Genomic DNA, 13,996 nt, shown 5'->3' on the forward strand with positions numbered 1-13,996 from the left:
TGACGCCCCACTGGGGGACGCAAGAAACTGACAGTTGGATGGCCCTTTGAACCGGGCGGTCACATTTAAGCATTGTCCGACGAAAACGCCTAAGACAACAAATCCTCCAGACGACCGTGGAGGCGCTCAGGAAGATTTTCCTGAATCTCGATCAGCGCACGCGAAATAGCACTCTGAAAGCCCTGAACCCCAGCCGAACCGTGACTTTTCACGACGATGCCCTGCAAACCGAGGAAGCTTGCGCCGTTATGTCGCGCCGGCGCCAGATCCGCCTGCAAACGCTTCATCAAAGGCAACGCCAAAGCCCCCACTGCACGGGAGGCCAGATTCTTTTTGAACAGCGCCTCAATGCGCGCAGCAATCATCGTCGCCAGGCCTTCGCTGGACTTGAGCAGGATGTTGCCGACGAAACCGTCACACACCACGACATCGGCCTCGCCACGATACAAACCGTCGCCTTCGATGAAGCCGATGTAGTTGATGCCACGCGCAGCCTGCAACAGCGTCGCGGCCAGTTTGACCTGCTGATTACCCTTGATGTCTTCGGTGCCGATGTTCAACAGTGCCACGCGCGGGCGATGGATGCCCAGCGTCTGCGCCGCCACCGAACCCATCACCGCAAACTGCAGCAGATGCTCGGCGCTGCAATCGACATTGGCGCCCAGATCGAGCAACTGACAAAAACCCTTTTGCGTCGGAATCGCCGCCACCATCGCCGGGCGATCGATACCCGGCAACGTCTTCAGCACAAACCGCGACAGCGCCATCAACGCACCGGTATTGCCGGCACTGACGCACGCTTGCGCCTTGCCATCACGCACCAGCTCCAGGGCGACACGCATCGACGAGTCCGGCTTGCCGCGCAAGGCCTGGGTCGGCTTTTCGTCCATGGTGATGACTTCGCTGGCCGCAACAATCGTCAGGCGCGCGCGATCGGCAGCCGATTGGCCGTTGATCAATTCTTCAAGAAGGGAGGTTTGACCGACGAGGGTCAGATGCAGCGAGGGCGTAGCAGACAGGCAAGCAAGGCTGGCCTGAACAATGCTGCGGGGACCGAAGTCCCCGCCCATTGCGTCAATCGCGATGACTTGAGCGGACAAGTGATTACTCGTCAGCGCCCTTGTCGATCACTTTACGGCCACGGTATACGCCTTCTGGCGATACGTGGTGACGCAGGTGAACTTCACCAGTGGTTTTTTCTACAGACAGGGTGCTAGCCTCGAGAGCGTCGTGCGAACGGCGCATGTCACGGGCAGAGCGGGATTTTTTGTTCTGCTGAACAGCCATAATTGATTAACTCCTAAACGTTTGGGTCACGCTTTAACTGCGCCAATACACTGAACGGGTTGGACCGCGTTACCTCGTCCTCGCTCGGTTCGGGCTCATCTGCTCCCGCCGGTTGCTGGCATTCTTCCGGATGATGAGCAGGCACAATAGGCAAAGCGAGCAAAAGCTCTTCTTCGACCAGTGACTGCAGATCCAATGGATCTTCGCCCAGTTCCAGCACGTCATAACCTTTCGGTAACGACTGGGTATTCGCACCCTCCTTCACTACAGCGTAACTGCATTCGCTGTGGATCGGCAGGGTGACCAGCTCAAGACAACGCTGGCAAACCATTTTGACCTCGGTGTCGATAAAGCTGTGGATCACCACAGATTTACGTTCATCTCGTTCAAAAACGAATTTCGCCTGCACCGTACCGACATCGTCGGAAAGCGGGTCGCAGAGTCTCTTCAAATCGGCCAGCAGCAGTTCACCTTGAAGGGTGGTGCCACGGTCAGCCAATTTGCGCGGGTCAACGTGAGGTGGAATCGGGTCATTCAACATAGGCGCAGCATTATAGGGATGCACCCACCCATGTCAAAGGAAATTGTGCCCTGTCCGTCACTTGCGTGCCTCCGCTAGAATTCGCACCTGCCTCAGGAGACGCGAATGCTGCCTTTATTACTCGCTTCAAGCTCGACCTATCGTCGGGAATTGCTCGCCCGCCTGCACCTGCCGTTCGTCTGCAGCTCGCCGGATATCGATGAAAGTCATCGCCCGGGCGAGCCTGCCATCGAACTGGTGAAACGCCTTGCCGAGCAAAAAGCCCGGGCGCTGGCTGACAGCCATCCCGCTCATCTGATTATCGGCTCGGATCAGGTAGCCGTCCTCGGCGAACAGATCATCGGCAAGCCGCATACCTTCGAGAAGGCTCGCGAGCAACTGATGGCCGCCAGTGGCGCCAGCGTGACATTCCTGACCGGCCTTGCGCTGCTTAACAGTCAGACCGGCCAGTGCCAGGTCGATTGCGTGCCGTTCACGGTCCACATGCGCACACTGGATCAGGCAAGCATCGAACGCTATTTGCGCATTGAACAGCCTTACGACTGCGCAGGCAGCTTCAAGGCGGAAGGCCTCGGTGTGAGCCTGTTTCAATCTACCGAAGGCCCTGATGCCACCAGCCTGATCGGCCTGCCGCTGATTCGCCTGATCGACATGCTACTGGTTGAAGGCGTGCAGATCCCTTAAAGTAAAAGATCGCAGCCTGCGGCAGCTCCTACATCGATCTCTGTAGGCGCTGCCGCAGGCTGCGATCTTTTGATCTTTACAACGAATCAGCGCAACGAAGGCCCGTGGAAACCCATCCACATCGCCAATTGCTCTGCCACGCTGGCACCGAGCTTCTTCGAGAAGCGATCGAACGGCGATTCTTGAACGGTGAAATCCACCAACTCTTTCTCGCCAATCACGTCCCGCGCCACCGAACTGGCATTGCCCAGACCATCGATCAGACCCAGCGGCAGCGCCTGCTCGCCCGACCAGACCAGCCCGGAGAACAGCTCTGGATGATCCTTGTCTTTCAGACGATCGCCACGACCCTGCTTGACGCTGTTGATGAACTGCTTGTGCGTCGTGTCGAGCACGCTCTGCCAGAACGCCGTCTCCTCAGGCTTCTGTGGCTGGAACGGATCAAGGAACGACTTGTGCTCACCTGAGGTGTAAGTGCGGCGCTCAACACCCAGTTTTTCCATGGTGCCGACAAAACCGTAACCGGCCGCCGTCACACCAATCGAACCGACCAGACTGGCCTTGTCGGCGTAGATTTGATCCGCCGCACTGGCGATGTAATAGGCACCGGACGCACCGAGATCGGAAATCACCGCATACAGCTTGATCTCCGGATGCAGGCCGCGCAGACGCTTGATCTCGTCATACACATAACCCGACTGCACCGGACTACCGCCAGGACTGTTGATCCGCAGGATAACGCCCTTGACCTTCTTGTCCTCGAACGCCGCGCGCAGGCTGCCGACGATGTTGTCGGCGCTGGCCGGCTCCTTGTCGGCGATCATGCCGGTGACGTCGATCAACGCGGTGTAGTTAGGCCCGCGAGTAGCGCTCTTTTCCATGTCCATCAGCGGCGTGAACAAAATCAGCGCCACAAACAGATAAACAAAGGTCAGCAGCTTGAAGAAAATCCCCCAGCGGCGTGAACGCCGCTGCTCCTGAACACCGGCCAGCAGCGTCTTTTCCAACAGCTTCCAGCTTTTCTGATCACCGTCGTCGGCACTTGCCTTGGCCGGTGCTTTCCATTCGTCGGTCATGCCATCCACCCCAGCAAAAACGTATTAAGCCTGCTGCGCCAGCCAGGCGTGTAATTCAGAAAAACGGTCGATCGACAGGCGCGGTTCGAACTGCTGCAGCGATTCGATCGATTGCGCGCCGTAACTGACCGCCACCGAATCCATCCCCGCGTTACGCGCCATCAGCAGGTCGAAGGACGAATCGCCGACCATCAGCGCCTGCTCCGCACGCACGCCGCAATGCGCAAGGATCTGCTCCAGCATCAGAGGATGCGGCTTGCTTGCAGTTTCATCGGCAGCACGGGTGATATCGAAATAATCTTCCCAGCCATTGGCCTTGAGCACCCGATCCAGCCCGCGACGATTCTTGCCCGTCGCGACAGCCAGGTGATAACCCTGCTCACGAAACGATGCCATCGACTCGACTACGCCTTCGAACAACGGCGAAGGCACGGCTTCTGCGGCGATGTAGTGATCAGCGTAATACTCGCGAAACAAGGTCATTTCGGCGTCGCTGATTTCGGGATACAGCGTGCGAATCGCCTCGGGCAGGCCCAAGCCGATGATGCCTTTGACAGCGAAATCATCACGCAACTCGAAACCGGAACGCCCGGATGCCGAGTGCATCGCCTCGACGATCCGATGGATGGAATCGGCCAGGGTGCCGTCCCAATCGAAAATCAGCAGTTTGTAATCAGATGGGCGCACTCAATCGCTCCACGGTCTTGGCCCACATTTCATCGACCGGCGCCTGCAAGGTCAGCTTGCCGCCATCGGGCAGCGGCACGGTCAGCATGTAAGCGTGCAGGAACAGGCGCTTGCCGCCCAGATCGCGGATTTCCTTGGTGAAATCCTCGTCGCCGTACTTGCTGTCACCAGCAATGCAATGGCCGGCATGCAAAGTGTGCACGCGAATCTGGTGGGTGCGGCCGGTAACCGGTTTAGCCTCGACCATGGTGGCGAAATCACCGAAACGGCGCAGCACCTTGAACATGGTCAGGGCTTCTTTGCCCTCTTCGTTGACTTCAACCATGCGCTCGCCGGAACGCAGATTGCTCTTGAGCAATGGCGCGCTGACTTTCTTGATCGAGGTCGCCCAGTTGCCGCGCACCAGCGCCATGTAGCGCTTGTCGACGCCATCGCCGCGCAATTGCTCGTGCAAGTGACGCAACATGCTGCGCTTTTTGGCGATCATCAGCAGGCCGGAGGTGTCACGGTCGAGACGGTGAACCAATTCCAGCTCTTTGGCATCGGGACGCAACTGACGAAAGGCTTCGATCACGCCGAAATTCAAACCGCTACCACCGTGAACCGCAATGCCGGCGGGCTTGTTGATCACGATCAGGGCTTTGTCTTCGAAGACAATCGAGGCTTCGAGGCGCTGCAACAGGCCTTGGGCCAATGGCACCGGCTCATCGCGCTCAGGCACGCGAACCGGCGGCACGCGCACGATATCACCGGCCTGCAGCTTGTATTCGGGCTTGATCCGACCTTTGTTCACGCGCACTTCGCCTTTACGCAAAATGCGGTAAATCAAGGTCTTGGGCACGCCTTTGAGCCGGGCGAGGAGAAAATTGTCGATTCGTTGGCCGGCATACTCCGGCGAGACTTCAAGCAATTGAACGCCTGGAGTCGAAGGGGCAGTAGTTGTCATGCCGCGGATGATAACAATTTTTATGGAATTGAAGCACTTAATCATTGCTGCTATAGTCGCGAACGCCGCCAAAAGCGGCCTGGACAGAGGAACCACGGTCAAAAACCGGCCCTGACCAACGCAATTCACCAGGACGCGAGGCCGTCCTACGGGGCTTTCGCTACGTAACGGTGGAGTTTTCAGTTGTAACAAGCGCAGGTGACATGAGGCCTGAATTACACCGCCGAGCAGAGTTTTTACTCGCCTGGCAGGCACACATTCAAGGCCAGTTCACAAAGTGCAGTCAGCTGCAGATGACCCCGAGCGAATGCTTCGGAAACAACGCCTGAATTAGCCATGATGCGTGACCTCCCCTTTCGGAGCTCACGGTAAATGCCAACCCGCTGCGGATTCTGCGCGCGGCAGCACCCGAATTATCAGGGATACGTGTAGGGTGGAGATGCACAACCGCTGGACTGTGTAGCAATAGGCTTTATCAAGACGCTTCATCTCGTCCACAGCCGCTGGTTGATTCCTCCTCCTGACTGAGTGCTTAAGTAGCCACAGCAAGCAGGACGCGTACGTCGCTATATCGGCCCAATTGGCCGCATATCGCTGGACACGGGAATGGCCAACCACTCCCGACGCACCTGACACCGACCGTGAGAAGTCGTGTGTGCCGAACGCCGTTTCCGGCAGCCCGGAAACCGACGGTACTACATGAAAAGAATGCTGATTAACGCAACTCAACCCGAAGAGTTGCGTGTTGCACTGGTAGATGGCCAACGCCTCTACGACCTGGACATCGAATCCGGTGCACGCGAGCAGAAGAAGGCCAACATCTATAAAGGCCGCATCACTCGCATCGAACCAAGCCTTGAGGCTGCCTTTGTCGATTTCGGCTCCGAGCGCCACGGCTTCCTGCCCCTCAAAGAAATCTCCCGCGAATACTTCAAGAAAGCCCCTGAAGGCCGCGTCAACATCAAGGACGTCCTGAGCGAAGGCCAGGAAGTCATCGTTCAGGTCGAAAAAGAAGAACGTGGCAACAAGGGCGCCGCCCTGACCACCTTCATCAGCCTGGCCGGTCGTTACCTCGTGCTGATGCCGAACAACCCGCGTGCCGGCGGTATCTCCCGTCGCATCGAAGGCGAAGAGCGCAACGAACTGCGTGAAGCGCTGAACGGTCTGGTTGCGCCAGCCGACATGGGTCTGATCGTGCGCACTGCCGGCCTGGGCCGCAGCAGCGAAGAAATGCAGTGGGACCTCGACTACCTGCTGCAACTGTGGACCGCCATCAAAGAAGCCTCGCTGGATCGCTCCGCGCCTTTCCTGATCTACCAGGAAAGCAACGTGATCATCCGCGCCATCCGCGATTACCTGCGCCAGGACATCGGCGAAGTGCTGATCGACAGCGTTGAAGCCCAGGACGAAGCCCTGACCTTCATCCGCCAGGTGATGCCGCAGTACGCCAGCAAGATCAAGCTGTACGAAGACAGCGTTCCGCTGTTCAACCGCTTCCAGATCGAAAGCCAGATCGAGACCGCTTTCCAGCGCGTCGTTGAACTGCCTTCCGGCGGCTCCATCGTTATCGATCCGACCGAAGCCCTGGTGTCCATCGACATCAACTCGGCGCGCGCCACCAAAGGCAGCGACATCGAAGAAACCGCCCTGCAGACCAACCTTGAAGCCGCCGAAGAAATCGCCCGTCAGTTGCGCCTGCGCGACATCGGCGGCCTGATCGTCATCGACTTCATCGACATGACCCCTGCCAAGAACCAGCGCGCCGTGGAAGAGAAAGTCCGCGAATGCCTGGAAGCCGACCGCGCTCGCGTGCAGATCGGCCGCATCTCGCGCTTCGGCCTGCTGGAAATGTCCCGTCAGCGCCTGCGTCCATCGCTGGGCGAAAGCAGCGGCATCGTCTGCCCGCGTTGCAACGGCACGGGCATCATCCGTGACGTTGAATCGCTGTCGCTGGCGATCCTGCGCCTGATCGAAGAAGAAGCCCTGAAAGACCGCACTGCCGAAGTCCGCGCTCAAGTGCCGATCCCGGTCGCTGCGTTCCTGCTCAACGAAAAACGCAACTCGATCACCAAGATCGAACTGCGCACCCGTGCCCGCATCATCATTCTGCCGAACGACCACCTCGAAACCCCGCATTTCGAAGTTCAGCGTCTGCGTGACGACAGCCCGGAAGCCGCGACCAACCAGTCCAGCTACGAAATCGCTGCTGCCGCTGCCGAAGTCGAAGAGGTCCAGCCAGCCGCTGCGACCCGCACCCTGGTTCGCCAGGAAGCCGCAGTCAAGACTGCGCCGGCCCGCGCCAACGCTCCGGTTCCGACCGAAGCCGCCGCACCTGTCGCCGCTGCACCGGCTCCCGTTGCTGCACCAGAGCCAAGCCTGTTCAAGGGCCTGGTGAAATCGCTGGTCAGCCTGTTCGCCACCAAAGAAGAGCCAACTGCTCCGGTTGTGGTTGAAAAACCAGCCAGCGAGCGTCCGGCCCGCAACGAAGAGCGTCGCAACGGTCGTCAGCAGAGCCGCAACCGTAACGGTCGCCGCGATGAAGAGCGCAAGCCGCGCGAAGAACGTGCACCGCGTGAAGAGCGCGCCCCACGTGAGCCGCGCGAAGAGCGTCAGCCACGCGAAGCCCGTGAAGTCCGCGAGCCTCGTGAAGCCCGTACCGAAGCACCGGCAACCCGTGAAGAACGCGCACCTCGTGCTCCGCGTGAGGAACGTGCTCCTCGTGCACCGCGCGAAGACCGCAAGCCACGTGGCGAGCGTGAAGAGCGTGTACGTGAACTGCGCGAGCCTCTGGACGCCGCTCCAGTTGCTCCAGTTGCTGCAGCCACCGCAGCCGTTGCCGCTGAAGAGCGTCCGGCCCGTCAGCCACGTGAAGAGCGCGCACCGCGTCCGCCGCGTGAAGAGCGTCAACCACGCGCCGAGCAGGCCGCTGCTGCCGTCGCTGAAGAAGAAGTGAACATCAACGAAGAGCAACTGCCGGAAGACGGTTCGGAGAACGCCGAGGGCGATCGCCCACGTCGTCGCTCGCGCGGTCAGCGTCGTCGCAGCAACCGTCGTGAGCGTCAGCGTGATGCCAACGGCAACGTGATCGAAGGTTCGGAAGAATCCGAAGCCGGCGAAAACGCTGAAGAGCCAAGCACTGCCGATCTGGCTGCCGGCCTGGCGGTGACTGCTGCTGTTGCCAGCAGCGTGATCAGCGCTCCGGCTGAAGCACAAGCTCACGAGCAAGCAGAGCGCGCCACTGCCGCCGTTCAGGAAACTGCTGCTGTGGAAGCGCCGGTTGTTGAAGCGACCACTCCGGTAGAAGTGGTTGCTGCTCCGGAAGTCGAAGTCGCACCGGTTCAGGAAACCCTGCCTCAGGTCGAGCCAGCGCCAGTTGTGTTCGCCGAACCGGTGGTTGAAACCGTCGCTGAAACCGTGACCGAAACCGTGCGTGAAGTTCGCGAAGAACAAACCGCTTTCAACTGGGTTGCCGAGCCAACCGTGACTGAAGTACCAGCACCTGCTGCTGAAGCTGAAGTCCCGCAAGCGATGGTTTCCGAGCCAGTGGTTGCGGCTGCCGAACCTGCTCCAGCGCCAGTCGTTGAAGCACCGGTTGTTGAAGCTCCGGTCGTCGAGGCGCCTGTAGTGGCCGAAGCACCAGCCCCGGCAGTTGAAGCACCGGCTCCGGTCAGCGCCCTGACGCCAAGCGGCCGCGCGCCGAACGACCCGCGTGAAGTGCGTCGTCGCAAGCGTGAAGAAGAGCGTCTGCAGAAGGAAGCCGAACTGGCTGCCGCTGCTGCTCCTGTTGCTGAAGTGGTCGAGGCAGCGCCTGCCCCGGTCGCTGAAGAAGCGGTTGTCGAAGCAGTGATCGCTGAAGCGCCACGCTCCGTTCAGGACGCGGTCGAGCAGCACCAAGAGGCCGAGGAAAAAGAACACGAGCCTAAACCACTCGTGTAATTTCCAAAGCCGTTAAAAAGCCCCGCCCGGTGAAAACCTGGCGGGGCTTTTTTATGCCTCGATTTTTTGTGGTGGACTCTAGATCCAACCCCCTCACCCCAGCCCTCTCCCCACGGGGCGAGGGGGAAAGGGAGCCGATCTCCGTGTGCTTCAAGGCCGGAGTTCGACTCGAAGTTTCAGGTCGGTGTAGCTCGAAAGAACACCTCGGTCAGTCCCCTCTCCCTCTGGGAGAGGGTTAGGGTGAGGGCTTCTAAGGAATTCACACAGATCTCAAGACGAGGCAAAAACCAAAGCCTCAGGCACATCGATATCCCACAGCACACCTGGATCATCGACAGCAATCTCCACCACCCTGCCCTGCTTGAACAAAGGCCTGGCCCCGCGATCACCGCTCAACCCCTGCAACCCCAAACCAAACGACCGCCCAAACCCCACCGGATGGCCAAACTCGCCATCCTGCACCGGCACGCTCACCGCATCGTCAGCAATCGCCGCAACCACCCGCTCGATACTCGACGGCAAGATAAACGGCATATCACCCAGCACAATCAACCAGCCATCGGCATCCGGGCAAGCTGCAACCCCGGCGGCAATGCTGTCACCCATTCCGGTCGACTCGATCGAAACAACCTCACAGCCATAAGCCTGCGCCATGCGCATCGCCTGCGGCCGCGCCTCAGTCGTCACCAGGACGCGCTTATCAAGATCGGCCGGCAGATTCACCAACACCTGCTCGATCACCGAACGCACCGCACCATCACGACCAGTGCAATCCGCCAGCAACTTGTCTTTGTCGGCACCCGCCACCTGGCGAAAGCGACTGCCCTCGCCCGCTGCCAGCACAATCACTGCAATGGATCGACTCATGCGCCCTCCAGTGTTTTCTTCTGCTTCAACTCGACGCCGTTCTTGATCGCGACGATTTCTGCCAGCAGGGACAAGGCAATTTCCGCCGGCGAATGACTGCCAATGTGCAAACCGATCGGGCCATGCAGTCGATCGATCGCTTGTACCGACAAGCCTAGCTGAGCCAGATTCTCCCGGCGCTTCTGACTGTTGACCCGCGAGCCGAGCGCCCCCACATAGAAGGCTGGCGAATCCAGCGCCGTCAGTAACGCCATGTCGTCCAGACGCGGATCATGGGTCAACGCGACAATCGCTGTGCGCTCATCGGTCTGAATGCTCAACACCGCGTCATCCGGCATGCCCGGGACGAAGCGTCCGTGATGCTCTTCCCAGCCGTAGACAAACTCGGTGCGTGGATCGCAGATCAGCACTTCGAAATCCAGCAGTCGCGCCATGTCCGCGACGTAGCGCGACAACTGCCCGGCACCGATCAACAACAGACGCCAGCGCGGGCCGTAAATGGCGCGCAGGGTTTTGCCATCGAATTCCAGCGAATCGGATTTACTTGCCGGGGACAGAAACACTTCACCGGTGTCGATGTTCAACTCGCGAGCAACAATCTCGTGGGCCTCGCAACGGGCCAATAGTTCGGCAACCCACGCCGGATCGCCAACGCGCTCTTCGGTCAGGCGCAACGTGCCGCCGCAAGGCAAGCCAAAACGCGCCGCCTCCTCTCGCGTCACGCCATAAGTGATCAACTGCACCGGCGGCCCGTCGGTAGCGATGCGGCCGTCGTGCAGACGGGCGATCAAGTCATCCTCGACACACCCGCCCGACACCGAACCAATCACCACGCCATCCTCGCGCAACGCCAACATGGCACCGGGTGCGCGGGGCGCCGTGCCCCAGGTTTGCACCACACTGAACAGCACCACCCGCTGTCCGGCGCGGCGCCATTCGAGGACGCTGCGCAGGACATTGAGGTCGACGCTGTCCATTACGCCTCTGCCTTCTGCCAGCCCTGCAACTGATAACGCACCGGCAGATTGCGAATGCGCTTGCCGGTGGCGGCGAAGATCGCGTTACACAAGGCCGGAGCAATCGGCGGTACGCCCGGTTCGCCGACACCGCCCAAGGGCACGTCGCCCGGCGGTGTCACCAGATGCACGGCAACTTCCTTCGGCGCCAGCGACATGCGCGCCACTTCATACATATGGAAGTTGTCCTGCTGGACCTTGCCGTCCTTGAAGCTGATTTCGCCCAGTACTGCGTTGCCCAGGCCCATAACGCAGGCGCCTTCGAACTGCGAACGGATACGTTCAGGGTTGATCTGCGGCCCGCAATCGACGGCGATATCGGCCTTGTGCACGATCAGCGTACCGTCGTCTTTTACTTCAACCTCAATCACCGCCGCCACGTATGTGACGAAGCTGTAATGCACCGCCAGGCCAAGACCACGGCCCTTGGGCAGTTTGCGTCCCCAGCCAGCAGCTTTGGCTGCGGTTTCCAGCACGGCGCGCATGCGCCCGGTGTCGATCGGATAACGCTCGGGAGATTCGCCATAGTTCCACTCTTCGCTCAGCGTGCGCGGGTCGATCTGACGATCAGGGCCAAGCAGTTTGATCTGGTATTTGAGGGGATCCTCACCAGCCTTGTGCGCCAGCTCATCGACGAAACTCTGGATCGCGAAACCATGGGGAATGTTCGATACCGAGCGATACCAGCCAACCCGCGTGTGCACGGTGGCTTCGGGGTTTTCCAGGCGCACATTGGGAATCGCGTAGGCCATGTTGGTGAAGCCCATGCCCAGTTCGAATGCCGCTTCATGGTTCATGCCCGGCGCGAATAACGCAGTGATGCTCGGTGCCACGGTGCGATGCAGCCAACCGGACGGCATACCGTCCTTGCCCACGCCCGCCTTGAGGTACTCAGCAGACACGGTATGAAAATACGAGTTGTGGATGTCATCTTCACGCGTCCACTGCACCCGCACAGCTTTGCCGGGGAACTCCTTGGCGAGGATCGCCGCTTCGACGACAAAGTCCGGTTTCGACTTGCGACCGAAACCACCGCCGAGCAACGTGACATTGAAAGTGACTTTATCGAACGGCAGCCCAAGACGCTCGGCAATGCGCTCGCGGGTGACTTGTGGCGCCTGACTCGGTGCCCACGCTTCGCAAACGCCGTCCTTGTAACGGGCGATGGCGACCATCGGCTCCATCGGCGACTGTGCCAGATGTGGCAAATAGTACGACGCTTCGAGCGTACTCGCGGCGCCGCTCAGGGCCTTGTCGATATCGCCGGTGTTGCGCACCACTTTGCCGGGCTTGAGTGATGCGGCTTCCAGCTCTTTGCGATAGGCGATCGAGTCGTAACTGGCGTTCGGGCCGTCATCCCATTCGATCTTCAGCGCCTCACGGCCCTTGATCGCTGCCCAGGTATTGCTGGCCACCACGGCCACACCGCCCAACGGTTGGAATTCCGAAGGCAACGGGCGGCTTTCGATCTGGATTACTTTGAGCACGCCGGGGACTTTCAGCGCAGCGCTGTCATCCACCGATTTGACCTTGCCGCCGTACACCGCCGGACGAGCGATGGTCGCGTACAACATGCCATCGAAATGCACGTCGGCGCCGTACACCGCACGACCGTTGACGATGTCGTCACCGTCGATGGCTTTGGTGCCTTCCTTGCCGATGTAGCGAAACTCCGACGGCTGCTTAAGACGCAAGCTGTCCCGTGCCGGTACCGCCAACGCACTGGCTGCGGCGGCCAGTTCGCCGTAGCCCAGCTCTCGGCCGGACGGTTTATGGATGACTTTGTGCAACTGCGCGTGGCATTCGCCCACAGGCACTTTCCACTGCGCAGCGGCAGCTTGCTCGAGCATGGTTCGGGCCGCCGCGCCGCAACGCCGCATCGGCTCATACCAGTGGCGCATGCTGCGCGAACCGTCGGTGTCCTGGTTGCCGAAACGTACTTCATCACCCGGCGCCTGCTGCACTTTGACGTGCGCCCAATCGGCCTCCAGCTCATCTGCGACAACCATGGTCAGACTGGTGCGCACGCCCTGGCCCATTTCCGAACGATTGCACACAACGGTGACGGTGCCGTCGGCGGCGATGCTGACGTAGACCTTCGGATCATCGATCCAGCCGTTGGGCATGCCATCGGCGCCGAACTGTTTCGGTTTGTCTTCGGCCAACGCATCCTGCCAGCCCCAACTCGCGGCCAGCACCAGCGCACCAGTGGCGCCGACGCCTTTGAGAAAACCGCGACGGCTGAGATTGCTCAGGGCGAAATCATTCGGAAGACGGCTCATGCCTTGGCCTCCTTCAAATGGGTGGAGGCTTGGCGGATCGCGGTCTTGATCCGGTTGTAAGTGCCGCAGCGGCAAATGTTGCCAACCATGGCTTCCTCAATCTGCTCGTCGCTCGGGTTCGGGTTGGTTTTGAGCAATGCCGTGGCCGACATGATTTGCCCGCCCTGACAGAAACCGCACTGCGCGACGGCTGAGTCGAGCCAGGCTTGCTGGACCACCTGCCCGACCGGGTCAGCATGAAGATTGTCGATGGTGGTGACGTTCTGCCCGATCACCGAGCCGATCGGCGTGATGCAACTGCGCGCCGGCAAGCCATCGATGTGAATGGTGCAGGCGCCGCACAGGCCCATGCCGCAACCGAATTTGGTGCCGTTGTAACCGGCGACATCACGAATCGCCCACAACAGCGGCATGTCTTCAGTGACATCGAGGGGATGGTCTTGACCGTTGAGTTTCAGGGTAATCATGGGCACGCCCGCATATTTTTAGTGGTTATGGGGTCGAGCAATCTGCCGCCATTGAATCGGCGGTGGTTCACGCAGATCGACTCAGGCTAATCAGGCTCTCTTGTGCCGACGCGAACGTCTGCACCGGGCCTTTGGTGGAGCAAATGACGGTTATCGTTAGCTCGCTAAGTTAACCCAGCGTTAACAAAAAAGCCCTGCTGAGACAGG

12 protein-coding genes are annotated in these 13,996 nt (G+C 59.9%); 2 read left to right on the forward strand and 10 right to left on the reverse strand.

All coding sequences use genetic code 11. The features are described from left to right. Positions 1-89 precede the first annotated feature (89 nt). From plsX to CCX46_RS22135, 3 genes are read right to left on the reverse strand one after another with little or no spacing between them, the layout of a single operon-like run. On the reverse strand, positions 90-1,100 hold the full coding sequence (gene plsX, locus CCX46_RS22125; RefSeq protein WP_127929334.1) for a phosphate acyltransferase PlsX: 1,011 nt from the start codon (positions 1,098-1,100) through the stop codon (positions 90-92). 4 nt (positions 1,101-1,104) lie between these two features. Then, positions 1,105-1,287, reverse strand: a complete 183-nt coding sequence (rpmF, locus tag CCX46_RS22130) for a 50S ribosomal protein L32 (RefSeq protein WP_003179396.1) — start codon at positions 1,285-1,287, stop codon at positions 1,105-1,107. Between the two features lie 13 nt (positions 1,288-1,300). After that, positions 1,301-1,828 carry a YceD family protein gene (locus CCX46_RS22135; RefSeq protein WP_038364482.1) on the reverse strand — a complete coding sequence of 176 codons (528 nt, stop codon included), beginning with the start codon at positions 1,826-1,828 and terminating at the stop codon, positions 1,301-1,303. Positions 1,829-1,933: 105 nt separating this feature from the next. Here CCX46_RS22135 and CCX46_RS22140 point away from each other — a divergent pair, with 105 nt between their 5' ends. After that, positions 1,934-2,512: a Maf family protein gene (locus CCX46_RS22140; RefSeq protein ID WP_127929335.1), complete on the forward strand. Its 579-nt coding sequence runs from the start codon at positions 1,934-1,936 to the stop codon at positions 2,510-2,512. An 86-nt stretch (positions 2,513-2,598) separates the two neighbouring features. Here the strand turns inward: CCX46_RS22140 and sppA are convergent, their stop codons facing one another. Genes sppA through rluC form a run of 3 tightly spaced genes read right to left on the reverse strand, consistent with a single transcriptional unit; the run spans position 2,599 to position 5,221 of the window. Next, complete coding sequence (gene sppA, locus CCX46_RS22145) at positions 2,599-3,588, reverse strand: signal peptide peptidase SppA (RefSeq protein WP_127929336.1); 990 nt, start codon at positions 3,586-3,588, stop codon at positions 2,599-2,601. A 24-nt stretch (positions 3,589-3,612) separates the two neighbouring features. Further along, positions 3,613-4,275 (reverse strand): HAD-IA family hydrolase, encoded by a 663-nt coding sequence (locus CCX46_RS22150; protein WP_053122618.1) that lies wholly within the window; start codon positions 4,273-4,275, stop codon positions 3,613-3,615. Then, on the reverse strand, positions 4,262-5,221 hold the full coding sequence (gene rluC, locus CCX46_RS22155) for a 23S rRNA pseudouridine(955/2504/2580) synthase RluC (protein WP_038364486.1): 960 nt from the start codon (positions 5,219-5,221) through the stop codon (positions 4,262-4,264). The genes CCX46_RS22150 and rluC overlap by 14 nt, the downstream gene beginning before the upstream one ends. 699 nt (positions 5,222-5,920) lie before the next feature. On the opposite strand from rluC, the gene rne reads away from it, so the two are divergent. After that, positions 5,921-9,157 (forward strand): ribonuclease E, encoded by a 3,237-nt coding sequence (gene rne, locus CCX46_RS22165; RefSeq protein ID WP_127929337.1) that lies wholly within the window; start codon positions 5,921-5,923, stop codon positions 9,155-9,157. 270 nt (positions 9,158-9,427) lie between these two features. On the opposite strand, the gene CCX46_RS22170 is transcribed toward rne, so the two are convergent. Genes CCX46_RS22170 through CCX46_RS22185 form a run of 4 tightly spaced genes read right to left on the reverse strand, consistent with a single transcriptional unit; the run spans position 9,428 to position 13,789 of the window. Beyond that, on the reverse strand, positions 9,428-10,024 hold the full coding sequence (locus CCX46_RS22170) for a nucleotidyltransferase family protein (protein WP_127929338.1): 597 nt from the start codon (positions 10,022-10,024) through the stop codon (positions 9,428-9,430). Beyond that, positions 10,021-11,001, reverse strand: a complete 981-nt coding sequence (locus CCX46_RS22175; protein WP_127929339.1) for an XdhC family protein — start codon at positions 10,999-11,001, stop codon at positions 10,021-10,023. The genes CCX46_RS22170 and CCX46_RS22175 overlap by 4 nt, the downstream gene beginning before the upstream one ends. Then, on the reverse strand, positions 11,001-13,322 hold the full coding sequence (locus tag CCX46_RS22180) for a xanthine dehydrogenase family protein molybdopterin-binding subunit (protein ID WP_127929340.1): 2,322 nt from the start codon (positions 13,320-13,322) through the stop codon (positions 11,001-11,003). Before CCX46_RS22180 ends, CCX46_RS22175 begins: the two co-directional genes overlap by 1 nt. After that, positions 13,319-13,789 (reverse strand): (2Fe-2S)-binding protein, encoded by a 471-nt coding sequence (locus CCX46_RS22185; RefSeq protein WP_003227073.1) that lies wholly within the window; start codon positions 13,787-13,789, stop codon positions 13,319-13,321. Before CCX46_RS22185 ends, CCX46_RS22180 begins: the two co-directional genes overlap by 4 nt. Positions 13,790-13,996: the final 207 nt, after the last annotated feature.

This window comes from Pseudomonas sp. RU47, from assembly GCF_004011755.1.
Lineage (GTDB): Bacteria > Pseudomonadota > Gammaproteobacteria > Pseudomonadales > Pseudomonadaceae > Aquipseudomonas.

Excerpts from the sequence above, each read along its gene's own strand:
- CCX46_RS22170 (WP_127929338.1), bottom strand. The coding sequence starts at position 10,024 with ATGAGTCGATCCATTGCAGTGATTGTGCTGGCAGCGGGCGAGGGCAGT.
- rluC (WP_038364486.1), bottom strand. The coding sequence starts at position 5,221 with ATGACAACTACTGCCCCTTCGACTCCAGGCGTTCAATTGCTTGAAGTC.
- sppA (WP_127929336.1), bottom strand. The coding sequence starts at position 3,588 with ATGACCGACGAATGGAAAGCACCGGCCAAGGCAAGTGCCGACGACGGT.
- CCX46_RS22135 (WP_038364482.1), bottom strand. The coding sequence starts at position 1,828 with ATGTTGAATGACCCGATTCCACCTCACGTTGACCCGCGCAAATTGGCT.
- CCX46_RS22180 (WP_127929340.1), bottom strand. The coding sequence starts at position 13,322 with ATGAGCCGTCTTCCGAATGATTTCGCCCTGAGCAATCTCAGCCGTCGC.
- rne (WP_127929337.1), top strand. The coding sequence starts at position 5,921 with ATGAAAAGAATGCTGATTAACGCAACTCAACCCGAAGAGTTGCGTGTT.
- CCX46_RS22185 (WP_003227073.1), bottom strand. The coding sequence starts at position 13,789 with ATGATTACCCTGAAACTCAACGGTCAAGACCATCCCCTCGATGTCACT.
- rpmF (WP_003179396.1), bottom strand. The coding sequence starts at position 1,287 with ATGGCTGTTCAGCAGAACAAAAAATCCCGCTCTGCCCGTGACATGCGC.
- CCX46_RS22140 (WP_127929335.1), top strand. The coding sequence starts at position 1,934 with ATGCTGCCTTTATTACTCGCTTCAAGCTCGACCTATCGTCGGGAATTG.
- CCX46_RS22175 (WP_127929339.1), bottom strand. The coding sequence starts at position 11,001 with ATGGACAGCGTCGACCTCAATGTCCTGCGCAGCGTCCTCGAATGGCGC.